26 protein-coding genes are annotated in these 23,891 nt (G+C 53.2%); 8 read left to right on the top strand and 18 right to left on the bottom strand.

Going from position 1 to position 23,891, the window contains the following annotated elements:
* Position 1 precedes the first annotated feature (1 nt).
* On the bottom strand, positions 2 to 238 hold the full coding sequence (locus ABTW00_RS12395; protein WP_433635865.1) for a DUF1656 domain-containing protein: 237 nt from the start codon (positions 236 to 238) through the stop codon (positions 2 to 4).
* Positions 239 to 433: 195 nt separating this feature from the next.
* On the opposite strand from ABTW00_RS12395, the gene slyA reads away from it, so the two are divergent.
* Positions 434 to 874 (top strand): transcriptional regulator SlyA, encoded by a 441-nt coding sequence (slyA, locus tag ABTW00_RS12390; protein WP_064545707.1) that lies wholly within the window; start codon positions 434 to 436, stop codon positions 872 to 874.
* A gap of 36 nt (positions 875 to 910) precedes the next feature.
* Here the strand turns inward: slyA and ABTW00_RS12385 are convergent, their stop codons facing one another.
* Both ABTW00_RS12385 and slyB read right to left on the bottom strand, forming a co-directional pair.
* A complete protein-coding gene (locus ABTW00_RS12385) occupies positions 911 to 2,269 on the bottom strand; it encodes an MASE4 domain-containing protein (RefSeq protein WP_433635864.1) in 1,359 nt (452 codons plus the stop codon).
* A 216-nt stretch (positions 2,270 to 2,485) separates the two neighbouring features.
* A complete protein-coding gene (gene slyB, locus ABTW00_RS12380) occupies positions 2,486 to 2,953 on the bottom strand; it encodes an outer membrane lipoprotein SlyB (RefSeq protein ID WP_064545703.1) in 468 nt (155 codons plus the stop codon).
* A gap of 274 nt (positions 2,954 to 3,227) precedes the next feature.
* On the opposite strand from slyB, the gene anmK reads away from it, so the two are divergent.
* The 5 genes from anmK to pdxY all read left to right on the top strand — a co-directional run bounded on the left by anmK (position 3,228) and on the right by pdxY (position 7,810).
* The gene (anmK, locus tag ABTW00_RS12375) at positions 3,228 to 4,352 is read left to right on the top strand and encodes an anhydro-N-acetylmuramic acid kinase (RefSeq protein WP_433635863.1); all 1,125 of its coding nucleotides are present in this window, start codon (positions 3,228 to 3,230) and stop codon (positions 4,350 to 4,352) included.
* A gap of 94 nt (positions 4,353 to 4,446) precedes the next feature.
* Positions 4,447 to 4,770 (top strand): C-type lysozyme inhibitor, encoded by a 324-nt coding sequence (gene mliC / locus ABTW00_RS12370; RefSeq protein WP_064545700.1) that lies wholly within the window; start codon positions 4,447 to 4,449, stop codon positions 4,768 to 4,770.
* A 57-nt stretch (positions 4,771 to 4,827) separates the two neighbouring features.
* Positions 4,828 to 5,484, top strand: coding sequence for a pyridoxamine 5'-phosphate oxidase (pdxH, locus tag ABTW00_RS12365; protein ID WP_065357008.1), 657 nt, complete (start codon positions 4,828 to 4,830; stop codon positions 5,482 to 5,484).
* Positions 5,485 to 5,609: 125 nt separating this feature from the next.
* Complete coding sequence (gene tyrS, locus ABTW00_RS12360) at positions 5,610 to 6,884, top strand: tyrosine--tRNA ligase (RefSeq protein WP_065356918.1); 1,275 nt, start codon at positions 5,610 to 5,612, stop codon at positions 6,882 to 6,884.
* 65 nt (positions 6,885 to 6,949) lie between these two features.
* Positions 6,950 to 7,810 carry a pyridoxal kinase PdxY gene (gene pdxY, locus ABTW00_RS12355; protein ID WP_433635861.1) on the top strand — a complete coding sequence of 287 codons (861 nt, stop codon included), beginning with the start codon at positions 6,950 to 6,952 and terminating at the stop codon, positions 7,808 to 7,810.
* 83 nt (positions 7,811 to 7,893) lie between these two features.
* Here the strand turns inward: pdxY and gstA are convergent, their stop codons facing one another.
* The 13 genes from gstA to blr all read right to left on the bottom strand — a co-directional run bounded on the left by gstA (position 7,894) and on the right by blr (position 19,880).
* Positions 7,894 to 8,499: a glutathione transferase GstA gene (gstA, locus tag ABTW00_RS12350; protein ID WP_064545694.1), complete on the bottom strand. Its 606-nt coding sequence runs from the start codon at positions 8,497 to 8,499 to the stop codon at positions 7,894 to 7,896.
* Positions 8,500 to 8,646: 147 nt separating this feature from the next.
* Positions 8,647 to 10,152 (bottom strand): dipeptide/tripeptide permease DtpA, encoded by a 1,506-nt coding sequence (dtpA, locus tag ABTW00_RS12345; RefSeq protein WP_065356919.1) that lies wholly within the window; start codon positions 10,150 to 10,152, stop codon positions 8,647 to 8,649.
* Positions 10,153 to 10,746: 594 nt separating this feature from the next.
* Entirely contained in the window at positions 10,747 to 11,382 is a 636-nt protein-coding gene (gene nth, locus ABTW00_RS12340) for an endonuclease III (protein WP_433635859.1), read from the bottom strand.
* Positions 11,382 to 12,077 carry an electron transport complex subunit E gene (locus ABTW00_RS12335; RefSeq protein ID WP_064545689.1) on the bottom strand — a complete coding sequence of 232 codons (696 nt, stop codon included), beginning with the start codon at positions 12,075 to 12,077 and terminating at the stop codon, positions 11,382 to 11,384. Before ABTW00_RS12335 ends, nth begins: the two co-directional genes overlap by 1 nt.
* 3 nt (positions 12,078 to 12,080) lie before the next feature.
* Complete coding sequence (rsxG, locus tag ABTW00_RS12330) at positions 12,081 to 12,701, bottom strand: electron transport complex subunit RsxG (protein ID WP_433635858.1); 621 nt, start codon at positions 12,699 to 12,701, stop codon at positions 12,081 to 12,083.
* A gap of 8 nt (positions 12,702 to 12,709) precedes the next feature.
* Positions 12,710 to 13,762 (bottom strand): electron transport complex subunit RsxD, encoded by a 1,053-nt coding sequence (gene rsxD, locus ABTW00_RS12325; protein WP_433635856.1) that lies wholly within the window; start codon positions 13,760 to 13,762, stop codon positions 12,710 to 12,712.
* Complete coding sequence (rsxC, locus tag ABTW00_RS12320; RefSeq protein ID WP_433635855.1) at positions 13,763 to 15,997, bottom strand: electron transport complex subunit RsxC; 2,235 nt, start codon at positions 15,995 to 15,997, stop codon at positions 13,763 to 13,765.
* Positions 15,990 to 16,565, bottom strand: a complete 576-nt coding sequence (gene rsxB / locus ABTW00_RS12315; protein ID WP_064545681.1) for an electron transport complex subunit RsxB — start codon at positions 16,563 to 16,565, stop codon at positions 15,990 to 15,992. Before rsxB ends, rsxC begins: the two co-directional genes overlap by 8 nt.
* Positions 16,565 to 17,146: an electron transport complex subunit RsxA gene (gene rsxA / locus ABTW00_RS12310; RefSeq protein ID WP_064545680.1), complete on the bottom strand. Its 582-nt coding sequence runs from the start codon at positions 17,144 to 17,146 to the stop codon at positions 16,565 to 16,567. Before rsxA ends, rsxB begins: the two co-directional genes overlap by 1 nt.
* A gap of 77 nt (positions 17,147 to 17,223) precedes the next feature.
* Positions 17,224 to 17,664, bottom strand: a complete 441-nt coding sequence (locus ABTW00_RS12305; protein ID WP_064545678.1) for a DUF2569 domain-containing protein — start codon at positions 17,662 to 17,664, stop codon at positions 17,224 to 17,226.
* A gap of 84 nt (positions 17,665 to 17,748) precedes the next feature.
* Positions 17,749 to 17,964, bottom strand: coding sequence for a transcription modulator YdgT (gene ydgT / locus ABTW00_RS12300; RefSeq protein WP_064545676.1), 216 nt, complete (start codon positions 17,962 to 17,964; stop codon positions 17,749 to 17,751).
* Positions 17,965 to 18,248: 284 nt separating this feature from the next.
* A complete protein-coding gene (locus ABTW00_RS12295) occupies positions 18,249 to 19,619 on the bottom strand; it encodes a GH1 family beta-glucosidase (RefSeq protein ID WP_433635852.1) in 1,371 nt (456 codons plus the stop codon).
* A gap of 117 nt (positions 19,620 to 19,736) precedes the next feature.
* On the bottom strand, positions 19,737 to 19,880 hold the full coding sequence (blr, locus tag ABTW00_RS12290) for a division septum protein Blr (protein ID WP_064545672.1): 144 nt from the start codon (positions 19,878 to 19,880) through the stop codon (positions 19,737 to 19,739).
* A gap of 236 nt (positions 19,881 to 20,116) precedes the next feature.
* Between blr and ABTW00_RS12285 the strand changes: the two genes are divergently transcribed.
* Positions 20,117 to 21,157: an oxidoreductase gene (locus tag ABTW00_RS12285; RefSeq protein WP_433635850.1), complete on the top strand. Its 1,041-nt coding sequence runs from the start codon at positions 20,117 to 20,119 to the stop codon at positions 21,155 to 21,157.
* 44 nt (positions 21,158 to 21,201) lie between these two features.
* Here ABTW00_RS12285 and add read toward each other — a convergent pair whose 3' ends face one another.
* Positions 21,202 to 22,203 (bottom strand): adenosine deaminase, encoded by a 1,002-nt coding sequence (gene add / locus ABTW00_RS12280; RefSeq protein WP_433635849.1) that lies wholly within the window; start codon positions 22,201 to 22,203, stop codon positions 21,202 to 21,204.
* A gap of 491 nt (positions 22,204 to 22,694) precedes the next feature.
* On the opposite strand from add, the gene ABTW00_RS12275 reads away from it, so the two are divergent.
* A complete protein-coding gene (locus ABTW00_RS12275; RefSeq protein ID WP_433635848.1) occupies positions 22,695 to 22,967 on the top strand; it encodes a hypothetical protein in 273 nt (90 codons plus the stop codon).
* Between the two features lie 193 nt (positions 22,968 to 23,160).
* Here ABTW00_RS12275 and ABTW00_RS12270 read toward each other — a convergent pair whose 3' ends face one another.
* Complete coding sequence (locus ABTW00_RS12270) at positions 23,161 to 23,679, bottom strand: phosphoribosyltransferase (RefSeq protein ID WP_433635846.1); 519 nt, start codon at positions 23,677 to 23,679, stop codon at positions 23,161 to 23,163.
* Between the last annotated feature and the right edge of the window lie 212 nt (positions 23,680 to 23,891).

The following is a 23,891-nucleotide window of genomic DNA, read 5'->3' as shown; positions in this document are numbered from 1 at the left end:
ATCACCACAAGACCAGTAGCAGTAGCGCAAGGCAAACCGAAAGCGCGAAGAAAGAGAGATCCATTAACAGCGGGTGCCAGATATCGCCAGCGTACATCCAGTCGCGTAAAAGACGGTGCAGAATCAGCCAGAACAGGAAGCCGAGAAGGACAGCCTTAAATACAGGGGGAAAATAAATTGAAGCACCGACGACGAGGTCTTGTAGAGGCAGTCCCGGTATGTGGAGAATCAACTTCACAAGCAGAAATCCTTTGCAATTGAAGAGTTATAGCTCGATAGTGTGTCGTGTTTTGACATAAAATCACATGATTTGAAACAGTGTAATGCATAGCTCTGGTTTGCGTGCACGTGGCAATACATTTGTTTTGCTAATTTAATTACTGCACACTATTCTAAAATCAGTATAATAACTTAGCAAGCTAATTATAAGGAGATGAAATTGGAATCGCCACTAGGTTCTGATCTGGCACGGTTGGTGCGCATTTGGCGTGCTCTGATTGACCATCGCCTCAAACCTCTGGAACTCACGCAGACGCACTGGGTCACGCTGCATAATATCCATCAGCTTCCGCCCGAGCAGTCGCAAATCCAACTGGCTAAAGCGATCGGTATTGAGCAGCCGTCTCTTGTCCGAACGTTGGATCAGCTGGAAGAGAAGGGGCTGATATCTCGCCAGACCTGCGCCAACGACCGTCGTGCTAAACGCATTAAGTTAACGGAGAAGGCTGAGCCCCTGATTGAAGAAATGGAGGCAGTTATCAGCCACACGCGCGGCGATATTCTGGCAGGTATCTCCGCCGAGGAGCTTGAGATGCTTATCACGCTTATTCGTAAGCTGGAGCAGAATATTATCGAACTGCAATCCCGCGATTGATATGAAAAACCCGCGAACTTCGCGGGTTTTTTTCGCTTACTCCCAGACAACAACCCGGTTTCGTCCGGCCGCTTTCGCGCGGTACATGGCTTCATCGGCGCGGCGTACACACTCTTCGACCGGCACCGACAGATCGGTGGCGGTAAACACCCCCATACTGATAGTGATTGACTCCGGCAGTTGTGCATTGCTGCTGCTATTATCATGCTGACTGATGGCCAGACGGATACGTTCCGCAATCGTGCGAGCCACCTCCGGCGAGGTATTGACCAGCAATAGCGCAAACTCTTCGCCACCGATACGCGCCGCCACATCGTTCTGACGCACAGAGTCCTGCAGCACTCTGGCGACAAACTGAATGACTTTATCCCCCTGCAGATGGCCGTATTTATCATTTATACGCTTGAAGTGGTCCAGATCGCTGACAATAACCGACACCGGATGGCCGTTAGCGATCGTCGGCTGAAGGGCGGTAAACGAGTCATAGAAGTAGCTGCGATTAAACAGGCGCGTCAAAGGGTCGCGGATCGAGTTCTGGTATGAGTTGAGATACTTGGTGTTGGACTGACGATAAAGGGTAAACACGTCGCAGAACAGGACAAAAATCAGGAACAGGGTGGAGATGGTTTCGAACAACCGTGCCTGATACCAGCTGTAGCTGGCGGTATCCTGCCCGGACATCAGAACAAGCAGGGTAAAGATATAACAAGCGCAGAAGAATGCTCCACTGTACCAGAAAATGTTATTTAGCTGTGTCGTAAAGATAAGTGTCATTAGCGTCATCAGCCATATTATAACTAATGCCCAGTTGACAATATTGTTCCAAACTTCGCTGTATTGGTAAGTATTATTATCAACCAGTTTGACGCTCAATAAAGAATCATGGCTGGAGTAGAACCACGATAATACCAGCATAGCAATGGCGAACCCAAACACCCCGCATAAGATAAAAATATGATTTCGTATACTGTGCATGTCACGCGATTTTACCGCGTACAGCACTACGGAAGTAATAAACAATACCGCCATAATGATATTGCGGAAGAAATAAAATATTAGCGCATCATTATAGTTAATATTATCTGATGAACCGCACAGGAACCACGTAGGATAGCTGTTTAGCGTACCCAGCATCAGCACCGCTGAGCTAGCGAAGGCGCAGGCTATCGCCATCAGATAGAGACGCCGACGATCGCAGAAGTATTTCATCACCATGAAAACCGCAATCATGGTATGGAAAACCATCAGGAACATCGTCAGCGTGGGAAAAAGAATAGGTGCAATTGCCGGAACATGGCGAATAAAAACATTAGAAAAGTGATTGAGTAACAGAATGCCAATTAAGCAAATCGTGATATAAATCAAAAAACGCTGCAGGGGGAATTTTAAAAGCATATATGAGTCCTGTGTACGCTAAGCACTGCAAGCAACGGGGCATCCTGGCCCTATAAAATTTGAGTTTAATTGATTTCACGTAAAGAAATATTGTCCGTGCGCAAATAATAGATAGGATGAATAACTATTATATATTTGTCGTATGAATATTAATGAGAGTGGAATAAAGGCAGGAGTATGGGTACGCGCTTGTGGTAAACGCGTACCCGGAGAACATTAACGCGGAGACACAGTGACCTGTCGGCCGTTGCTCGCCATCACGACGCGCTGACCAGCAGAGAAGCGAGTATCACCCTGTTTCTGCACCACCATGATGGTGTTGCCGTCATCTTTACGAATTTCCAGTTCAACGCCCTGAGTTTTATTCATTGCACCCTGAACGCTCTGACCGGCTACGCCACCCGCGACAGCGCCCGCTGCGGTGGCCAGAGAACGACCGGTACCGCCGCCAACGGTGTTACCCAGGAAGCCACCCAGTACGGCACCGCCGATAGCGCCAATCACGTTGCTGTCATCGCCACCCTGAATTTGTACCGGACGAACGTGTACGATGGTACCGTAGGTGACGTTCTGAACCTGTTTCGCTTCGGATGCAGAGTAAACATCACCTGACAAACCGCTGTTGTTGACACATCCGGCCAGGGATAAACCAATCATTGAAACAGCCAATACACGTAACATCATTATGAATCTCCAGTTCACTAAGAATTGCTCTTATGAGCATCCGTACTAAACAATTATATGGTATTTGATCGGGGCGGTCATATATTCCGCATTCATTATTAATCATAATAAACCATCCTGACTTAACCAACGATAAACGCAAGGAAAACAGCGTCACTCCTGACGTTCTCACGAAAAATGAGACCTTTATTGTTAAAAAATTTTATTGGTTAATAGCATTACGTGGCACTTTATGCTGGAGTGTTAACTTTGCATAGCTGACTAAGGACGGCGTATGAAATCCGGACGGTATATTGGCGTAATGTCAGGGACCAGCCTTGATGGTGTCGATGTGGTGCTGGCGGTCATTGATGAACATAGCGTAACGCAGCTGGCGAGTCTTTCCTGGCCGATACCCATCGCGGTGAAAGAGGCGGTGTTGGCCATATGCCAGGGGCAGCCGTTAACGCTCTCGCAGCTTGGGCAGTTGGATAACCGTCTCGGGAATCTTTTTGCGGATGCCGTTCTGGCGCTGATGTCTCAGGAGAAGCTGGCGGCGCACGATATTGTGGCGATTGGCTGCCATGGGCAAACCGTGTGGCATGAACCGACTGGCGATGCGCCACATACTATGCAAATTGGCGATAACAACGTCATTGCCGCGCGAACCGGCGTCAGCGTGGTGGGCGATTTTCGTCGTCGCGATATGGCGCTGGGTGGGCAGGGGGCGCCGCTGGTGCCAGCGTTCCACCAGGCGCTACTGGCACATGTCAGCGAAAGGCGCATGATTTTGAATATTGGCGGGATCGCCAATCTCTCCCTTCTGATTCCTGGCCAGCCGGTGCGCGGCTTTGACACCGGGCCGGGGAATATGCTGATGGATGCCTGGATTTGGCGCAGTCTTGGCAAACCGTATGACAAAGATGCACTGTGGGCCAACGAGGGAAAAGTGATTTTACCTTTGTTACAGGACATGCTGAGCGATCCTTATTTTGCCGCACCGGCACCGAAAAGCACCGGTCGCGAGTACTTCAACTATGGCTGGCTGGCGCAGTTTCTGGCGCGTTATCCTGGGCTGCGACCTCAGGACGTGCAGGCCACCCTGACCGAACTCACGGCGGTGACTATCAGCGAGCAGGTTCTGCTCAGCGGCGGCTGTGAGCGCCTTCTGGTCTGTGGTGGGGGGAGCCGTAACCCGCTGGTGATGGCTCGTCTTGCGGGCTTGTTGGCCGGTACCGAGGTCGCGACGACCGATGAATACGGTATTAGCGGTGACGATATGGAAGCGCTGGCTTTTGCGTGGTTGGCGTGGCGTACGGTCGCGGGTCTACCGGGGAATCTCCCGTCGGTCACCGGCGCATCGCAAGCGACGGTACTTGGGGCGATTTTTCCCGCAAACCCGCAGAAGAATAAGAGTTAACTGACATCTTCTTTTACACTGGGCCGATAGACTTAAGCAAAATGGGAGTGGGACAATCACTCCTTGACCAGGAATGTCTAAAGGCTCAGAAAATATGAAAAAATTGCTTATTGTTGCCCTCCCTTTGATGCTCTCCGGCTGTAGCGCCTACAACCAATTTATGGAGCGGATGCAAACTGACACGCTGGAATACCAGTGCGATGAAAAACCGTTGACGGTGCATCTCAATAACCCGCGCCAGCAGGTGAGCTTCATTTATGACAACCAGCAGCTCAATCTGGCGCAGGGCGTCTCGGCTTCCGGTGCACGCTATACCGACGGTATTTATGTCTTTTGGTCGAAAGGCAACGAGGCGACCGTCTACAAACGTGACCGTATCGTGCTGAATAACTGTCAGTTACAAAATCCCAAGCGTTGAGATTTTCAGGCGAGCGGCGCACAATAACGTCACCCAATGATGACTAGTCCAAACGCCATGTCTGACAACGACGAACTACAGCAAATTGCGCATCTGCGCCGAGAGTACACCCGTGGCGGCCTGCGTCGCCACGACCTTCCTGCTGAACCTCTGCCGCTTTTTGAGCGCTGGCTCTCTCAGGCCTGCGAGGCAAAGTTAGCCGATCCGACGGCCATGGTGGTGGCGACGGTTGATGAAAATGGTCAGCCGTATCAGCGAATCGTTTTGCTGAAGCACTACGACGAAAAAGGGCTGGTGTTTTACACCAACCTGGGGAGCCGCAAAGCGCACCAACTGGAGAAGAATCCGCGTATTAGCCTGCTGTTTCCGTGGCATATGCTGGAGCGTCAGGTAATGGTGATTGGCAAGGCGGAACGCCTGTCGACACTTGAAGTGGTAAAGTATTTCCACAGCCGCCCGCGCGACAGTCAGATTGGCGCCTGGGTTTCCAAACAGTCCAGCCGCATTTCTGCGCGCGGGATCCTCGAAAGCAAATTCCTTGAGCTGAAGCAGAAATTCCAGCAGGGCGAAGTGCCTTTGCCGAGTTTCTGGGGCGGTTTCCGCGTCTCCATTGAGCAGATGGAGTTCTGGCAGGGCGGTGAACATCGTCTTCACGACCGTTTTTTATACCAACGTGAAGAAGGCGCGTGGAAAATCGACCGACTGGCGCCGTAAACCCCCAAATTTGTTGTTTTAAGCGCTAGCGCTGAGGGCGTCGGCGCTTTATTCTATAGAGCTTTCGCGTCTGGCGAAAAGTCGTGTACCGGCATAGGTGCAGTCGTATATACATGGAGAATTTGATGGCAAGCAGTAACTTGATTAAACAACTGCAAGAGCGGGGGCTAGTTGCCCAGGTAACGGACGAGGTAGCGTTAGCAGAGCGACTGGCGCAAGGCCCGATCGCGCTCTATTGCGGCTTCGATCCTACCGCTGACAGCTTGCATTTGGGGCATCTTGTTCCATTGTTATGCCTCAAACGCTTCCAGCAGGCGGGCCATAAGCCTGTTGCGCTGGTGGGCGGCGCCACCGGTCTGATTGGCGACCCGAGCTTTAAAGCCGCCGAGCGTAAGCTGAACACCGAAGACACCGTGCAGGAGTGGGTAGATAAAATTCGCAAACAGGTTGCACCGTTCCTCGATTTCGACTGCGGCGACAACTCCGCAATTGCCGCGAACAACTATGATTGGTTTGGCGGCATGAACGTGCTGACCTTCCTGCGCGACATCGGCAAGCACTTCTCTGTTAACCAGATGATTAACAAAGAAGCCGTGAAGCAGCGTTTGAATCGTGACGACCAGGGTATTTCCTTTACCGAGTTCTCTTACAACCTGCTGCAGGGCTATGACTTTGCCTGCCTGAATAAACTGCACGGCGTGGCGCTGCAGATTGGCGGTTCCGACCAGTGGGGCAACATCACCTCCGGTATCGACCTGACCCGTCGTCTGCATCAGAATCAGGTGTTTGGCCTCACCGTTCCGCTGATCACTAAAGCGGATGGCACCAAGTTCGGCAAGACCGAAGGTGGCGCAGTCTGGCTGGATCCGAAAAAAACCAGCCCGTACAAATTCTATCAGTTCTGGATCAACACCGCGGATGCTGACGTTTACCGCTTCCTGAAGTTCTTCACCTTCATGGACATTGAAGAGATCAATGCGCTGGAAGAAGAAGACAAAAACAGCGGCAAAGCCCCGCGCGCCCAGTATGTACTGGCCGAACAGGTCACCCGTCTGGTTCACGGCGAAGAAGGTCTGGTGGCGGCAAAACGCATTACCGATAGCCTGTTTAGCGGTTCTCTGAGCGCGTTGAGCGAAGCCGACTTCGAGCAGCTGGCGCAGGACGGCGTGCCGATGGTTGAGATGGAAAAAGGCGCCGACCTGATGCAGGCGCTGGTGGATTCTGAGCTTCAGCCGTCTCGTGGGCAAGCGCGTAAGACCATTGCCTCCAATGCGGTCACCATCAACGGTGAGAAACAAGCCGATCCGGAATACTTCTTCAAGGACAGCGATATTCTGTTCGGGCGTTACACCTTGTTACGCCGCGGTAAGAAAAATTACTGTTTGATCTGCTGGAAGTAATTTTCAGAAACAGGGGGGCGTGGGAAACTACGCCCCCTTCTTTTTATGTCGTCTGAGTAGAATCAATGAACAACATCCTTGCGATTCAATCCCACGTTGTTTTCGGGCATGCGGGCAACAGCGCTGCGGAATTTCCGATGCGTCGCCTTGGCGCCAACGTCTGGCCGCTGAATACCGTTCAGTTTTCCAATCATACCCAGTACGGCCAATGGACAGGCTGTGTGATGCCGCCTGCGCATCTGACGGAGATTGTGCAGGGCATTGCGGCTATCGATCAGCTTAAGCGCTGTGACGCGGTGCTGAGCGGCTATCTTGGCTCTGCGGAGCAGGGCGAGCATATCCTCGGCATTGTGCGTCAGGTCAAAGCGGCGAACCCGCAGGCGAAATATTTCTGCGATCCGGTAATGGGCCATCCGGAAAAAGGCTGCATCGTGGCGCCCGGCGTGGCGGAGTTCCACAAACGCTATGCGCTGCCGGCTAGCGATATTATCGCGCCGAACCTGGTTGAGCTGGAGATCCTCTCAGGCCACGAAGTCCAAAGCGTGAGTGAAGCCGTCAGCGCGGCTCGCGAGCTGATTGCCCTGGGGCCAGAGATTGTACTGGTTAAACATCTGGCGCGCGCAGGCTACAGTACCGATCGTTTTGAGATGCTGCTGGTGACCGCCGATGCCGCATGGCACATCAGTCGTCCGCTCATTGATTTTGGCTCTCGCCATCCGGTTGGCGTTGGCGACGTCACCAGCGGACTGTTGCTGGTTAAGCTCTTACAGGGGGCAACGCTGCGCGATGCACTTGAGCATGTGACGGCGGCGGTGTATGAGATTATGCTGACGACTAAAACGATGGGTGAGTACGAGCTGCAGGTTGTTGCGGCACAGGACCTGATTGCGAAGCCTGAGCACTGCTTTAGCGCCACGCAACTGTAACCTGGCGCATTTTGTCGGGCTACGTTCGCATATCTGCACGCGCAATGTAGCCCGGACGAGGCGAAATTAACTGCCGGGGACGATTATTTCAACCCTTCCGCCGCCAGCGCCGCGGCAACCGCCGGACGCGCCGCAACGCGAGCCATATAGTCCGCAATATTCTGATACCCCGCCATATCCATCTTCACGGCGAACGCCCAGCGCAGTACGGTAAACAGGTAAGCATCGGCAATGGTAAAGCGAGAACCGCTAATCCACTGTGCGCCAGCCAGCGACTCATCAATATAGGCCAGCTTTTTGTCCAACAGCGCACGAACCGTCGGTTTGTAGTCTTCCGGCGTATCCGGGCGGAACAGGGGGGTAAAGCCTTTGTGTAGCTCGGTGGCGATGAAGTTCAGCCACTCCAGCGTCTTGTAGCGGTTAATGCTGCCGACCGGCGCCAGCAGTTGACGGTCCGCGACGCTATCGGCGAGATACTGCATGATCGCCACGCCTTCGGTCAGCAGGGTGTTGTCGTCCAGCAGCAGGGCGGGAACCTGGCCTTTCGGGTTGACCTTCAGGAAATCGTCACCGTTTTCCATACGTTTGTGCATCAGATCGACGCCGATCAGCGTGAAATCCTTTCCGCTTTCCCGCAGCGTGATGTGCGATGCAAGGGAACAGGCGCCGGGTTTGTAGAACAATTTCATGGGTAACTCCTTCAGACTATGATTATTTTTGTTGTCCGTTGGCAGAAGGGCGGCCAATGGATATGAAAGTATGTTAGTGCCTGCGCAGATAAAAAAAAAGCCGCTAACATGCGTTAGCGGCCCAAAATTATTCGTTTCCCGATGACATTATGCGGAAGCGACTTTACCGTCAGCAGCAGGCTTTGAGTCGTCCTGAGTCATGCGGTTCAGTTTCGGTGCTGTCAGCAGCATCAGCACGGCGATAACGGCAGTGACAACGCCAATCTGCAGGAATACGCGGCCATACACTTCCAGAGACATCACCGGGTCGGTCACGTCTTCCGGTACCGCCATCATGCCAGCCACATAGCCGCCGATGATGTTTGCGCCAGCGGTGGTCAGGAACCAGCTACCCATGATGAAGCCCATCAGACGCTGCGGAACCAGCTGTGCAACCATTGCCAGACCCAGACCAGAGATCATCAGCTCGCCGATGCTCTGCAGGCCGTAGCTGATGATCAGCCAGTTAACGGAAACGATACCTGCGTCGGTGGCGAACTTCGCGCCCAGCGGCAGAATCAGGAACGCACCGGAGCACAACACCATACCAATCGCGAACTTGGTCGGCATCGGCAGGGTGTCGCCCATTTTGTTGTAGATAGCGGCCAGAATCGGGCTACCAATGATGATCCAGAACGGGTTCAGGGCCTGATACTGTTCCGGTTCGAACGCGATACCCAGAATAGAGTGTTCAACGTTACGAATCGCGAAGAAGTTCAGCGACGTCGGCATCTGGCTGTACAGCACGAAGAAGATGATAGCTTCGAGCATCAGGATAAAGGCCACAATCATCTTACGACGCGGCGCACCGGTCATGGAGAAGGTTTCTTTACCAAAGATAATGATGATGCCCAGTGCGATTACGCCCAGAACCATACGTGCGACGCCCTGGTTGTGCAGCAGCCAGGTCGCGATAGCGATCAGGATAACCACACCCACGATGGTCAGCAGCAGATTGCGGTAGTTAGTCGGCTCGAAGTCAGGTTTGGAACCGTATTGTTTAACCCAACGCTGGCAGAAGGCAAAGTTGACAACGGTGATCAGCATACCGACGACGCTCAGCGCGAACGCGGTGCTCCAGCCGTACTTAGCTGCCAGCCATGGCGTTGCCAGCATAGAGAAGAACGAACCGATGTTGACGGACATGTAGTACATCGTAAATGCACCGTCCAGACGCGGGTCGTCTTTGGCATAGCAGGTAGAGAGCAGGGAGGATGGGTTGGCTTTGAACAGGCCGTTACCCACGGCAATCGCCGCCATGCCCATATAAACGATACCGGCGTCGTGGCCTGACCATGCGACTAAAGCGTAGCCGATGGCGAGAACGACGGCCCCCAGCATGATAACGCGTTTTGTCCCCAGTACTTTATCGCCCAGCCAGCCGCCGATAGCAACCAGGCCGTAGACCAGAGCACTGAAGGAAGAGAACAGAGTAATGGAGTCCGCTTCGGACATACCCAGCTGTTTAACCAGGTAAACGGCCATGATGCCTTGCAGGCCGTAGAAACCAAAACGCTCCCACAACTCGATAGAGAAGATGAGATAGAACGCTTTAGGTTGTTTGAAGGCGTTTAAGCTAACGCTTTCCGTTGGTTTTTTGTTTGCAGTAGACACATATACCTCTTATTTACATCCCATTTCATGGGGGGTGTACTGGGCGGAGATGCTCTTTTTGGCACCCGCCTTATAGTTATTCTGGAGGGAAACGGCAAGTAATGTTCACTATCCTGCGCCTTCAGACAAGGCTTTTGCAATACTCTGTTACAAATAAAAAGTCTGGTACAATCAACCGTCTTTGCAAATGTTATTTAGCGTTAAATTTCACTGTTTAAAAATTGATGGTTTATTCTTCTGATAAAGTAGGGCGAAACTCGTAACGTAACCATATCTTCTGCTGATGGCGCTTAAAAGTAGTGATATAGGCTAGATTCTGAAAAATTGCTGGATGATCATCTTGTGCTCTGTAAGTGAGGCATTGTGATGATGGCGTCGTTTTCTACGTAAAGAAACATAAATGCAACATTATGTTGCCCGGATGTTTTCGTCAGCGTTTGTATAGAAATTTTCGCTCGCGATGACGTATTTAACCTGCCAAAGCGTTATATAAGCGCTAAAAGTGCCAAATACTGAATAATTATATGGGATTAAACGCTGCTTGAGTGAGGAGAGGCAGGCGTGGCGTTGACTTGCCACGCAGCCAGACATGAATTAAAGCTCGGTTTTCTCTTTATATTCACAGAGATCTTCGATGAGACAGGAACCACAGCGCGGCTTGCGGGCGATGCAGGTGTAGCGACCATGCAATATCAGCCAGTGATGGCAGTCAACCTTGAACTCGGCGGGAACCACCTTCAGTAGCTTATCTTCAACTTGCTCAACGTTTTTACCCGGCGCGAAGTTAGTGCGGTTGCAGACGCGGAAAATATGCGTGTCGACGGCGATGGTCGGCCAGCCGAAGGCGGTGTTGAGCACCACGTTGGCCGTTTTACGTCCTACCCCGGGCAGCGCTTCCAGCGCCGCGCGGTCTTCCGGAACCTCTCCGTCGTGCAGTTCAAGCAACATTCGGCAGGTTTTAATCACGTTTTCTGCCTTGCTGTTAAACAGACCGATGGTTTTGATGTACTCCTTCACACCGTCTACGCCGAGATCCAGCATCGCCTGCGGCGTGTTGGCGACTGGGTATAGCTTAGCTGTCGCTTTGTTAACGCTGACGTCGGTGGCCTGCGCTGAAAGCAGCACTGCAATCAGCAGTTCAAAAGGTGAGGTGAAATTCAGTTCTGTGGTCGGATGCGGGTTGTTGTCCCGTAGGCGACTTAAAATTTCCAGCCGTTTTGCTTTATTCATCAGGCTTTCTCTGCGGTATCAACGTCTGCGTTTGCTGCGCCAACGGCCTGCGCGCGGCGTTGTTTTGTTCGTTCGTCAATCAGGTATTTGATGGCCAGCAGCATGCCAAGGCCGATAAAGGCGCCAGGCGGCAGCATCGCCAGCAGGAAGGGGGTATCGGTGTGGAACACTTCAATACGCAATACCTTAGCCCAACTACCAAGCAGGCCGTCAGCGCCGTCAAAGAGGGTGCCATTGCCCAGCAGTTCGCGGATTGAACCCAGCACGAACATCGTGCAGGTGGCTCCCATACCAATAGCAAAACCGTCTAGCGCCGACAGCGCCGGGCCTTTTTTGGCGGCAAAGGCTTCCGCACGCCCAACCACGATACAGTTAGTGACGATCAGCGGGATGAAGATACCGAGAGACTGATACAGGCCGAAGGCGTAGGCGTTGATCAGCATCTGTACGGCGCTCACCACCGACGCGATAATCATCACGTAGATAGGGATGCGAATTTCCGCTGGCGTCCAGCGGCGCAGACTGGAGATGGCCAGGTTGGTCAGTGTCAGCACCAGCGTGGTTGCCAGGCCCAGCCCCAGGGCGTTGGTGGCGGTAGAGGTGACCGCCAATAGCGGGCACATGCCCAGCAGCTGAACCAGCGCGGAGTTGTTTTTCCAGAGCCCCTGGACAATAACCTCTTTAACCTCGCTCATGATTTACTCTCCACAGGCTTGCAGTTGCGACAGTTGATTCGGCAGCGTTTGAGCATACAATCCGGCGCGTTTCACCGCATTGACCACCGCGCGGGGGGTAATCGTCGCACCGGTAAACTGATCAAATTGCCCACCGTCTTTTTTTACCGCCCATTGGCTGTCGTCCGGGCCAGCGATTTTCTTCCCGCTGAAGAAGGTAATCCAGTCGGAGAGGCGGAGTTCAATTTTGTCCCCCAGCCCCGGGGTTTCATGATGCTCGGTGACGCGCGTGCCCAGCACGGTGCCGCTGAAGTCGGCGCCGACCAGCAGTTGAATCGCCCCGGAATAACCGTCTGGAGCGGTGGCTTCAATGACTGCGGCCACCGGTTTATCGTCCTTGCGGGCAATATAGATTTTGTGTGTGCCTTTCCCCAGTTCTGGGGCATCGACGACAAAGCAGCTCTTTAGCAGCGAATTATTATAGCTGTCAGCGGGAATGACCTGCTGGAACAGCGCATTTTGCTGCTTCTCTGCCTGCTCATCAATGGTGTGCTTGGTTAACTGGTTGATCGCCGCGGTGAGTCCGGTAGAACCTGCAGCGAATAGCGCCAGCGTGACACCGTGTTTACGCATGGTTTTTAACATCGTTATCCTCAGCGGTGTCCGTAAACGCGCGGGCGCGTGTAGTAGTCGATCAGCGGTACCGTAATGTTAGCCAGCAGCACGGCAAAGGCGACGCCGTCCGGATAGCCGCCGAAGCTGCGAATCAGCCACACCAGGAGGCCCGCCAGCGCACCAAAGATCAGACGTCCACGATTGGTCGTCGAAGCGGTCACCGGGTCGGTCAGAATGAAAAAGGCGCCTAGCATGGTCGCACCCGACAGCAGATGTATCTGCGGTGAAGCAAGGTCGTCCGGATGAAGCAGCCAGCCGAGCGTTGCGCAGACCGCCAGACTCAGCAGAAAACTCACCGGGATATGCCAGCGAATCGCTTCCTGCCATAGCAGGAACAGGCCGCCAGCAAGGTAGGCGAGGTTCACCCACTGCCAGCCCACGCCAGCCAGCGCGCCGTGATAAATGGCTGCGTTCAGAATCTCTTCTACCGACTGGCCGGCATGACGAGAGGTTTTGAAGGTATCCAATGGTGTTGCCTGGCTGATGCCATCAATACCCAACTTCAGGGCATTCATATCCTGACCCGAGACGGTGTGACCGGTAAAGATCATCTGCACCGCGTCCATAAAACCCGGCGTCGCGGCAGCAACGCCGTGCGGCGGCAGCCAGGAGGTCATCTGAACCGGGAAGGAGATCAGCAGAACCACGTAGCCAATCATCGCGGGGTTAAACGGGTTCTGTCCCAGTCCACCATACAGCTGTTTAGCAATAATGACGGCGAAGGCCGTGCCCAGGACAACCATCCACCAAGGTGCGAAAGGGGGAATACTGATGGCCAGCAGTAAGCCGGTCAGCAGCGCTGAGTTATCCGCAAGCGTTCGGGGAATATTTTGTTTGCGCAGGCGCAGGACCAGCGCTTCGGCAAGCCAGGCGGTCACAATCGCCAGGATGAGCTGAATAAAGGTTCCCCAGCCGAAAAACCAGCTCTGCACCAGAATACCGGGCAGGGCGGCGACGATCACCAGCATCATAATGCGTGATGTCTGGCGATGGTTGTGGGTGTAAGGGGAACTTGCGATCTTGAAAACCATTTAATCCTCGTTAACGGCCTGAGCGGCTTTCCTGGCTTGAACACGGGCAATAGCAGCAGCAACGGCGGCTTTGCGGGGATCGTCGTTGGCGGCTGGTTCGCTAACAGCGCTGTGCGCCGCTTTACGCGCTTTGGCGCGCGCGATGGCAGCTTCAACCGCGGCTTTACGCGGGTCAACGGTGTCGCTCTCGCTGACAACCGGCACGGTGTCCGCTGATTGTGCCGCTTTGCGCGCTTTGGCGCGCGCGATGGCAGCTTCAACCGCGGCTTTACGCGGGTCAACGGTGTCGCTCTCGCTGACAACCGGCACGGTGTCCGCTGATTGTGCCGCTTTGCGCGCTTTGGCGCGCGCGATGGCAGCTTCAACCGCGGCTTTACGCGGGTCAACGGTGTCGCTCTCGCTGACAACCGGTACGGTGTCCGCTGACTGCGCCGCTTTTCGTGCTTTGGCACGGGCGATGGCTGCTTCAACCGCCGCTTTACGCGGGTCGCTGCTGGCCTCTGTCACATCAACTTCTGGCTGCGTTTCAGCTTTACGGGCTTTTGCTCGTGCAATCGCCGCCTCGACGGCGGCTTTGCGTGGATCGATGACATCATTCGCGCTTTGACGTTTCTCCGCCTGCGCTGCGCGAGCCTGCGCTTTACGCGCTTCGCGCGCGGCAGTAACAGCGCTGTTATCCGGCAGTGAGCCGGATTGAATGACAATCGGCTGCGTTGCCTGCTGCTGTTTTTCACGCACTCGCGCCAGGGCGGCATGAATAGCGTCCTGGTCCCTGGCGGTCGGCTGCACGGCCGCTTTTTTATGGCGTTCTTCGCGGGCGACTTTCTCACGTTCAAGTCGCTGTTGGCGCGCTTCGAAACGGGCTTTCGCTTCGGCGGCGCGCTGTTCTTCCTGGCGGATGGCGTTGATTTCCGCCTTTTCCTGACGGAAATACTGCACCAGCGGAATACTGCTCGGACACACCCATGCGCAGGCGCCGCACTCGATGCAGTCTGACAGATTATGGGCGGTGGCCTTATCGTGCTGCTGACCTTTGCTGAACCAGTAAAGCTGCTGCGGCAGGAGGTCTGCCGGGCAGGCGTCAGCACAGGCACTACAGCGGATACAACCTTTTTCCTCTTCGGGTTCGCCCATTTCCGCAGCCGACGGGGCCAGCAGACAGTTGGTGATTTTCACCACCGGAACGTCGAGCCAGGGCAGAGTAAAGCCCATCAGCGGGCCGCCCATAATCACCATCTGATCGCTGGTCGGGCAGAATCCCGCGTGGCTCAGCAGGTGTTTGACCGGCGTACCGAGACGCGCCCAGACGTTGCCCGGCAGCGAAACCGATTCGCCGGTCAGCGTTACCACGCGTTCGGTCAGCGGCTCGCCGTCGATCACTGCACGCTTCACCGCGTAGGCCGTCCCGACGTTTTGCATCAGGATGCCAATATCGGAAGAACGTCCACCGTGCGGCACCTGCTTACCGGTCAAAATCTGCGTCAGCTGTTTCGCGCCGCCGGAGGGGTATTTGGTTGGAATGACGCGCAAACTTATGCCGTGGCAGCCTGCAAGCACTGCACGCATCATTGAGATGGCCTGCGGCTTGTTATCTTCGATGCCAATCAGCACCTGCTGCGGCTGCAGAATGTGCGCCAGAATCTGGATACCTTCGACGATCTGCGCAGCGCAGTCCTGCATCAGGCGATCGTCAGCCGTAATGTACGGCTCGCATTCGGCGGCGTTGATGATTAACGTCTCAATCTTATCGCCACCACCACGCAGTTTAGTACCGGTAGGGAAGCCTGCGCCGCCTAAACCAGCCACGCCAAACTGGTGAATACGTTCAATCAACGCTTCGCGGCTGTGATTTTTGTAATCATGCCAGCCGTCGCGGGGTATCCACCGGTCTTCACCGTCGGCATCAATGATCACGCTCATTTCCGGCAGCGCAGAAGGATGCGCCGTCGCATGAGGTTCAACGGCGACAACCGTACCTGAGGTTGGCGCATGAACGGGCAGCATCCGGCCCCAACCGCGGGTCAGCGGCTGGCCGCGCAGGACGCGATCGCCCGGCTGAACGCACAGTTCGCCTTCGGCGCCGATGTGCTGCTTCAGAGGGATCACAAAACGCTGGGCAAGCGGTATCTGGCGCAGTGGCGTGCCGTTAGACTGCGTTTTCATCTCTGGCGGGTGAATGCCCCCGTCGAAATCCCAGATTTTGTCTTTTCTGAAGGCGGAGAATAGCTTAAGCATGGTGTTCCACAGGAATAATTCGTACCGGGATCGTGTGCAGGTCCCATTTCCAGCTTTCGGTGGTCGTTTCTACCGGGCGTAATTCAATACACTGCGTGGGGCACGGGGCGACACACAAATTGCAGCCGGTACACAGGTCGCTCACCACGGTGTGCATGGCGCGCGTGGCACCAATGATGGCATCCACCGGGCAGGCCTGAATGCACTTGGTGCAGCCGATACAGTTATTTTCATCAATAACCGCCAGCATACGCACCGGCTCTGCCACAGCTTCACCGCCGCCGATAGGCTGCGGGTCGACGTTCAGTAGCTCGGCGATTTTCAACATGACGGCTTCACCGCCAGGCGCGCAGCAGTTAATTTTCTCCCCGTTACTCACCGCCTCTGCATACGGACGACAGCCCGGGTAGCCGCATTGGCCACACTGGCTTTGCGGCAGCAGTTCATCAATTTTTTCGACTACCGGGTCGTCCTCAACGGCAAAACGGCGTGAGGCGTAACCGAGAATGACGCCAAAAATCAGCCCTAACAGGCTGATTGCAGCGACAGCAATCCAGAAGGTCATCATTACAACTTCACCAACCCACTAAAGCCCATAAAGGCCAACGACATTAAACCGGCGGTAATTAACGCGATGGCGTTACCGCGGAAAGGGGCGGGCACGTCGGAAACGACCAGGCGCTCGCGAATGGAAGCGAAGAGCACCATCACCAGCGAGAAGCCTACGGCGGCGGAGAAACCGTACAGCGCCGATTGCAGAAAATTGTGGCCGAGGTTGATGTTCAGCAACGCGACACCGAGCACCGCGCAGTTGGTGGTGATCAGCGGCAGGAAAATACCCAGCAGACGATACAGCGCCGGGCTGGTTTTACGTACCACCATTTCCGTGAACTGGACGACCACGGCAATAACCAGAATAAAGGCCAGGGTGCGCAGATAGACTAAATCCAGCGGGATAAGAATCCAGGTATCAATAAGCCACGCGCAAATAGACGCCAGCGTCATCACGAAGGTTGTCGCCAGCCCCATTCCCATCGCGGTTTCCAATTTTTTGGAAACGCCCATGAACGGGCACAGCCCAAGGAACTTCACCAGGACGAAGTTATTTACCAGAACTGTACCGATAAAGAGCAATAAATAGTCAGTCATTATTCGACCTGTAACAAAAAAAGCCACCTATTATCTGACAAAGTGCCTCAAGCGACAACAGGTTAACTGTGGGGTTATTACGCGCGGGTAAAGGTGCGTTTAACCCGTTGAGAACGCTTGAGATACGGCACAATTAGCGCGGCTGCCAGCAGGGGCAGCAGAAGCTGACGCACGGCCAGATCGTCGGAGATAGGTGAAAACGCAAAAGCTTTGACCGCCAGCAATACGCCAATCATCAGCCAGATAATGTAGTGTTTTGGCACGTTGCGACGACGTTTGAAGAAAGCAATAGTCAGCCACAGCGTGTAATACCACATGGCAATAAACGACAGAAATGACAGACCAAGAAATAGGGTATTGCTACCGCCCATCTCTTTGACCAGCGCCAGAGTATGAGGATTAAGCAGGACGTAACCAAATTTCACCAGCGTGACGGTGATGCTTAAAAGCTGCACAAGCAGCCAGGCTAATGGGCCAAGTAGCCATCCGCCAATACGTTCTGCAGAATTATCTGACATTGTGTCTCCTGAAAATCAGCGCCAGTCATGAGAAGGGAAATACAGGTCGAGGAGTATAAGCAACTGGCGCTGAGGAAAAAACTATTATTGCACAAAACGCCAAACGTTCTTGGGAACCTGTCCAACATCGTACAAACGACCGCCAGAAACCAGCTCAGCACGGCGATGGTCGGCCGCGCGATACATATTGATAAGCTCTTCTGTGTTGGTCAGCGAATAGTTCAGGTGGTCGTAGAGTTTTTCAAGATTATCCAGCGAACTCACTTTGCGGAACTTTAATAAATAATCCAGAACGGTCATTTGAGGGCATCCATTATAATGTTAAAGCTCACCGTACACCGTTTTCTTCCGGGCAAAAGGGCGAAAACGAGACGGTTAATGCGGCATTTATAGCCAATGTGTTTATCGACATCCGTTTTAATAGAGAGTTCAGCGTATGCCGCTCAACCTCAGTGGGATATTGCGGATTATTTGGCTAATAAGAATGAATTACAATGACAGAAAATGTGCTTATTGATTTCACCCCAAAAAAGAGGGCGTTTTTAAGCAGTCAGGGCGTCGGTTGACGCCCTGAAAGGGTGGGTTTAGCGGTTTTCGCCGCGGCTGGCAATCACGTCTTTGTACCAGAAGAAACTTTTTTTACGTTTACGCGCCAGGTTCTGCTTATGGTCGACGTAAACAAAGCCATACTGCTTTTTGTAGCCGTTGAGCCAGCTTAGCAAATCGATAAATGACCACGGGTAATATCCGCGTACATCGGCACCGAGTTCAATTGCTTTTTCCAGCGCATCAATGTGTACGCGCAGGAAGTCGATCCGCGGATCATCAACCACTTCTCCATCGATAATCGGGTCAACCGCGCCCAGGCCGTTTTCAGTGATATAGATAGGAATATCGCCGTAGCGTTCTTTGATCATCATGATGCCATCGGTCAGCCCCTGCGGCCAGATTTCCCAGCCCCATTCGGTATAGACGCTTTCCGGATTGCGCACGAAGTAGAACAGCCCCTCGACGCCCTGTTCGCCGCTGACTTTTTCTTTGGGCGGCTGGGCGGAAACGGTCTCACGGCGATAGTAGTTGAGACCAATAAAGTCACAGCGGTTGTTACGCAGCAGTTCGTCATCGCCCGGCGCGAAGCGCGGTACGCCCCATAGCGCCTGCGACTGTGCCAGCAGTTCATCCGGATAGCGGCCTTTCAACACCGGGTCGTAGAGCCAGTGGGTATGAATGGCGTCCGCCAGCTCGGTTGCGGCAATATCTTCCGCGCTATTGGTCAGCGGCGAGTGCGGCTGAAGCACGTTCACAAAGCCAATTTCACCTTTTATCTCCATGCCGCGGAAGGCTTTCACGGCCATGGCGTGGGCGACAAAAACGTGGTGACAGGCCTGAATGGCGCGCGCCGGGTTACGCACTGACGGCGGATGGCTGCCGGTGATATAGCCGTGGCCAATAAACACGATGGTTTCGTTAAAGGTGGCCCATTTCTTCACCCGCGAGCCAAAGCGTGAATAACACAGGCGGGCATACTCTTCAAACGCCTCCGCAGTGGAACGCGCTTCCCAGCCGCCTTCATCCTGAAGCGCCTGAGGCAGGTCCCAGTGGTAGAGGGTAATCATCGGCTCAATATTATGCGCCAGCAGCGCGTCAATCAGATCGCTATAGAACTTCACGCCCGCTTCGTTGATTTCGCCGCGGCCTTCCGGCAACAGGCGGGGCCAGGAGATGGAAAAACGGTAGCTCTGCAGGCCCATTTCGGCCATCAGCTCAACGTCTTCTTTGAATCGATGGTAGTGATCGACGGCAACGTCGCCGTTGGTGCCCTGGTAGGTGGCCCCGGGTTGATGAGAGAAAATATCCCAGATGGACGGGCCTTTGCCGTCTTCGTTATATGCACCTTCAACCTGGTACGCTGCGGTAGCGGCACCCCAGAGAAAATTTTGGGGAAAAGCAGACATGTAACACTCCTTATCTGTGTGATAAGGGGAGTGTAAAGTGAGGCGTTATGATGTGCAACCGGTTTCAGAAACCGGTTGCATGGATGCGATCCGAATCACTTTTTTAACGTGTCGAAATTACTTTTTTTGCAGTGATGCGGTGGTCGTGGGTTCCGGCGACTTATAGTCGTCGATGTGATGCGCGACAAACAGCAGGAGAACGGAAAAACCCAGAATAACCCAACCAATCAGTTCAACAATACGAGACAATACGGAATTCATGAAATTTATCTAACAATCCATTGATAAAATAATGCCAGAGCAAGATCTTAGCGCGCCCGCGCCACAACGCAAGTTTTCAGCGGAATCGATTCTACGGATGCTTAATATTTCAACAATCGACCGTTTGCCTGGCCATAATGTTATTAAACTGTTGTACGGCATCATCAGATGAGGTCAAATAAGAAATCGATTACAAAATTAGTTTAATCCCGTTACTTCAGAAGTGAGGCTGCAATATGAGTGATCCAATTCGCGTTGGGCTGGTGGGCTATGGCTACGCCAGTAAGACATTTCATGCGCCGCTGATCGTCGGCACGTCGGGTATGGAACTGGCGTTTGTTTCCAGCAGTGACGCCGCTAAGGTACATGCCGACTGGCCAGCGGTCAGCGTGGTGTCCGACCCCCAGGCGCTGTTTAACGATCCGAGTATTGATCTGATTGTCATTCCTACCCCCAACGATACCCATTACCCGCTGGCTAAAGCAGCGCTGGAAGCAGGGAAGAACGTGGTGGTCGACAAACCCTTCACCGTGACACTGTCACAAGCGCGCGAGCTGGACACGCTGGCAAAACAGCAGGGCAAACTGCTTTCGGTATTCCACAACCGTCGCTGGGATAGCGACTTCCTAACGGTTAAAGCGCTGATTAATGAAGGTAAATTAGGCGATATCTCCCATTTCGAATCACACTTCGACCGTTATCGTCCGCAGGTTCGCGCCCGCTGGCGTGAACAGGCAGGGCTGGGTAGCGGCATCTGGTACGATTTAGGCCCGCATTTACTGGACCAGGCGGTCAACCTGTTTGGCTTACCGCAAAGCCTGTATGTCGATCTCGGCCAGCTTCGCCCGGGCGCGCAGGCAACGGACTACTTCCATGCGGTACTGACCTATCCACAGCGTCGCGTTGTGCTCCATTCCACGCTGCTGGCTGCGGCGGAAACGGCGCGCTATATCGTCCATGGCACGCAGGCCAGCTACGTGAAATTTGGCCTTGATCCACAGGAAGATCGCCTGAAAAACGGTGAACGCTTGCCGCAAGCCGATTGGGGCTATGACATGCGCGACGGCATTCTGACCACGGTTGAAGGTGAAGAGCGAGTCGAAGAAAGCTGGCTGACGTTGCCGGGTAATTACCCCGCATATTACGCCGCCATTCGCGATGCCCTGAACGGCATCGGTGAGAACCCGGTGCCCGCAGGTCAGGCCATTCAGATCATGGAGTTGATTGAGCTGGGCATTGAGTCCGCGAAGCATCGTGCTGCGCTGGCGCTGGTATAAAGAGCCAGGGAAAATCCCGGTAGCGAATGCCACCGGGATGATTTTTATCCGCGTTGTACGCGGGCGATGAGCGCCTGCTTTTCGCTAGCCGAGAGGAAGGCCATTTCCAGTCCGTTAATCTGCGCCTGGCGAATCTGCGCCGCAGTTAATCCCGCCGCAGGGGCGGCGATGTGATATTCGTGTTGAATATCGATCCCCTGTACGGCCGGGTCGTCGGTATTCAGGCTCGCCAGCACGCCGTGCTCCAGGAAGGTTTTCAGCGGGTGCTGCGCCAGCGATGCGACGGTACTGGTCTGAATATTGGAGGTCAGGCAGGATTCGATGCCGATGCGTTTCTCTGCAAGGAAATCCATCAACGCAGGATCTTCAACCGCTTTGACGCCGTGACCAATACGCTCCGCGCCAAGCTCACGAATGGCTTGCCAGATACTTTCCGGGCCGGCAGCTTCACCGGCATGGACGGTAATGCGCCAACCGGCATCACGGGCACGAGTGAAGTGGTCGAGGAACAGAGTGCCCGGGAAGCCGAGCTCGTCACCGGCCAGGTCGAGTGCGGTAATGCCATCACGGTGTGCCAGCAACGCGTTCAGCTCTTCTTCACAGGCCGCTTCGCCGAAGGTGCGGCTCATGATGCCAATCAGACGCGCTTCAACGTTAAAGGCTTTGCAACCTTCTTTTACGCCGGCAATCACCGCTTCGACCACGCCGTCTACCGGCAAGTGGTGGGTCATCGCCATATAACGCGGAGAAAAACGTAGCTCAACGTAGTGCAGGCCATTGCGCGCCGCATCTTCTACGTTCTCATAAGCAACGCGACGGCAAGCTTCTAAGGACGCCAGCACCTTAACCCCCCAGTCAAGCTTGCTGAGGAAGCTCACGAGATCCGGTTCATTGCTGGTGACCTGCACGTGCGGCAGTAAGGTTTCCAGCGTAGAGGCAGGCAGCGACAGATTAAACTGGCGGCCGAGATCGAGGATGGTTTGGGGGCGAATATTACCGTCAAGGTGGCGGTGAACGTCAGTTAAAGGCAGGTTGGTATCGATCATGGCAGCACTCTTATTTTAGTTAAAGTGCAAACTATTATACAACAGGGCAGTAACCAGTTAAAAGTTTTGAAAAAAACGCGGTGATACAATAATTTGGGAGAGCTATGGGGGAAATCATAGCATCTTTGCATTTTGATGCCCCTCTGAGTGGCAATGTTTGCGGATAACCCGATTTATCGATGTCCGCCTTCCAGCGTACCGTCCCGGTTGACAAGGCCACCGCGTAGATTGCTGATATTGAAACCAGATGCAATCCAGGTTTGATCCCGGCGTTGAGATTTACGATGAGGATTCGAATTAATTTGTGAACTTGTTCGCCGATAGCTACCAACGGAAATAAATCTGGAGAATAAAACCCCTCTTAATTATTTCGTATATACGCAGAAATGTGACCGGGCGCAAATCTATGGAGCTATTTTAAATATATACGTTATTGGCCCAGGCAGTAATGGCGCATTGTTATTAAGTCAACTCTTAAAGGAATAGTGAAAATGAAAATTATCAAAGGCGAAGACTATACATGTGATGGCTACGAAGTAGATGAACCTCGTATTGATAATGCTAGCGTCACACCCGGCTGGCATAAACATGGATACGTGTACTCCCTTAATAGCATTGAGCAAAAATTATTATGCGACCATGGTTATAAATTAGTCACCAACGGGTGGTACAGAAAAGGCGATTTCTATGAGATTCTTGATCCAAAAGGACGAGTCGTTGAACCTGATGAATTGATGTTGATTCTGAAAAAACTTGATAAATAATCATCAAATACTGGCTGCATTAATTATCTATTTATTGGTACAGCCAGTATCGACTTATATTAGTAGTGAAGATGCCGTTTATAGCTTATTGTTGTATGGCTAACATCTCTTGTCACTATAAATGGTAATGCAATACAAGCAATGATTGCATTACCCTGCTAGCTGAACGTGAATACCTTGTTGATTAATTTGGTTATTTTATCAGTCTGGCAACGTTTTGGCGATTTCGGTATTTATCCTCCCATGGCATGCCATATCCCACGAGCAGATCGTCATTTTCCATTTCGTAGGCATAGTATTGTTTCACCGGAATATTGACGCGACCCGGCTTGACAAAGAGTACGGCAACGGCAATAGAGGCCGGATGAAAGTTCTCCTGAATATAGTCGACAAGGCGTTTCATGGTTCCGCCTGACTCGATCGCATCATCAATCAGAATGACATGCCGATTTGTAATCTCAACATTTTGATGATAGACAATCGTCGAACTATTGTGACGTTCACCGGGGGTATGTGGGCACGAAATATAATCCATGCGAATATCGAAATTGAGTTGTCTGGTTAGGTCTGCCGTATAAAGGATCCCGCCAGGAACTACGGTAATCACGACGGCGTCGTCATAATCGTTATTTAATCGCGCAGCCACGTTACGAACGCCAGTGGCAATGCTTGCTTCATCGATAATAATATCGCCAATAGTATGTTGGTTCATCGTCACTCCAGTGTCATTCTTGTTTATGTGCATCGATAAGATTTCGTCAATAAACGTTGATCATTTCGTCATTGATGAAATCCGCAATCAAATCTTTAATATCCTGCAATGACAACAGTCTATGATACTGCCGTGCGTTAAGCAGTACGTCAGCATGGCAATCGTCAGCGAGCGGAAGTTGACAGAGACGTTGAGAATGCACGATCATGCTT

It is taken from the genome of Kluyvera georgiana (assembly GCF_050990895.1).
Classification (GTDB): Bacteria; Pseudomonadota; Gammaproteobacteria; order Enterobacterales; family Enterobacteriaceae; genus Kluyvera; species Kluyvera georgiana.
Note: the sequence above shows the minus strand (reverse complement) of the source record. Positions and strands in the feature narration are given on the sequence as shown.

Coding starts and splice junctions, on each gene's coding strand:
- ABTW00_RS12335 (WP_064545689.1), bottom strand. CDS start 12,077: ATGAGCGAGGTTAAAGAGGTTATTGTCCAGGGGCTCTGGAAAAACAAC.
- pdxY (WP_433635861.1), top strand. CDS start 6,950: ATGAACAACATCCTTGCGATTCAATCCCACGTTGTTTTCGGGCATGCG.
- gstA (WP_064545694.1), bottom strand. CDS start 8,499: ATGAAATTGTTCTACAAACCCGGCGCCTGTTCCCTTGCATCGCACATC.
- add (WP_433635849.1), bottom strand. CDS start 22,203: ATGATCGATACCAACCTGCCTTTAACTGACGTTCACCGCCACCTTGAC.
- slyA (WP_064545707.1), top strand. CDS start 434: ATGAAATTGGAATCGCCACTAGGTTCTGATCTGGCACGGTTGGTGCGC.
- tyrS (WP_065356918.1), top strand. CDS start 5,610: ATGGCAAGCAGTAACTTGATTAAACAACTGCAAGAGCGGGGGCTAGTT.
- pdxH (WP_065357008.1), top strand. CDS start 4,828: ATGTCTGACAACGACGAACTACAGCAAATTGCGCATCTGCGCCGAGAG.
- ydgT (WP_064545676.1), bottom strand. CDS start 17,964: ATGACCGTTCTGGATTATTTATTAAAGTTCCGCAAAGTGAGTTCGCTG.
- ABTW00_RS12385 (WP_433635864.1), bottom strand. CDS start 2,269: ATGCTTTTAAAATTCCCCCTGCAGCGTTTTTTGATTTATATCACGATT.
- ABTW00_RS12270 (WP_433635846.1), bottom strand. CDS start 23,679: ATGAACCAACATACTATTGGCGATATTATTATCGATGAAGCAAGCATT.
- rsxG (WP_433635858.1), bottom strand. CDS start 12,701: ATGTTAAAAACCATGCGTAAACACGGTGTCACGCTGGCGCTATTCGCT.
- ABTW00_RS12285 (WP_433635850.1), top strand. CDS start 20,117: ATGAGTGATCCAATTCGCGTTGGGCTGGTGGGCTATGGCTACGCCAGT.
- ABTW00_RS12275 (WP_433635848.1), top strand. CDS start 22,695: ATGAAAATTATCAAAGGCGAAGACTATACATGTGATGGCTACGAAGTA.
- ABTW00_RS12295 (WP_433635852.1), bottom strand. CDS start 19,619: ATGTCTGCTTTTCCCCAAAATTTTCTCTGGGGTGCCGCTACCGCAGCG.
- anmK (WP_433635863.1), top strand. CDS start 3,228: ATGAAATCCGGACGGTATATTGGCGTAATGTCAGGGACCAGCCTTGAT.
- rsxC (WP_433635855.1), bottom strand. CDS start 15,997: ATGCTTAAGCTATTCTCCGCCTTCAGAAAAGACAAAATCTGGGATTTC.
- mliC (WP_064545700.1), top strand. CDS start 4,447: ATGAAAAAATTGCTTATTGTTGCCCTCCCTTTGATGCTCTCCGGCTGT.
- rsxD (WP_433635856.1), bottom strand. CDS start 13,762: ATGGTTTTCAAGATCGCAAGTTCCCCTTACACCCACAACCATCGCCAG.
- blr (WP_064545672.1), bottom strand. CDS start 19,880: ATGAATTCCGTATTGTCTCGTATTGTTGAACTGATTGGTTGGGTTATT.
- nth (WP_433635859.1), bottom strand. CDS start 11,382: ATGAATAAAGCAAAACGGCTGGAAATTTTAAGTCGCCTACGGGACAAC.
- ABTW00_RS12305 (WP_064545678.1), bottom strand. CDS start 17,664: ATGTCAGATAATTCTGCAGAACGTATTGGCGGATGGCTACTTGGCCCA.
- slyB (WP_064545703.1), bottom strand. CDS start 2,953: ATGATGTTACGTGTATTGGCTGTTTCAATGATTGGTTTATCCCTGGCC.
- rsxB (WP_064545681.1), bottom strand. CDS start 16,565: ATGATGACCTTCTGGATTGCTGTCGCTGCAATCAGCCTGTTAGGGCTG.
- rsxA (WP_064545680.1), bottom strand. CDS start 17,146: ATGACTGACTATTTATTGCTCTTTATCGGTACAGTTCTGGTAAATAAC.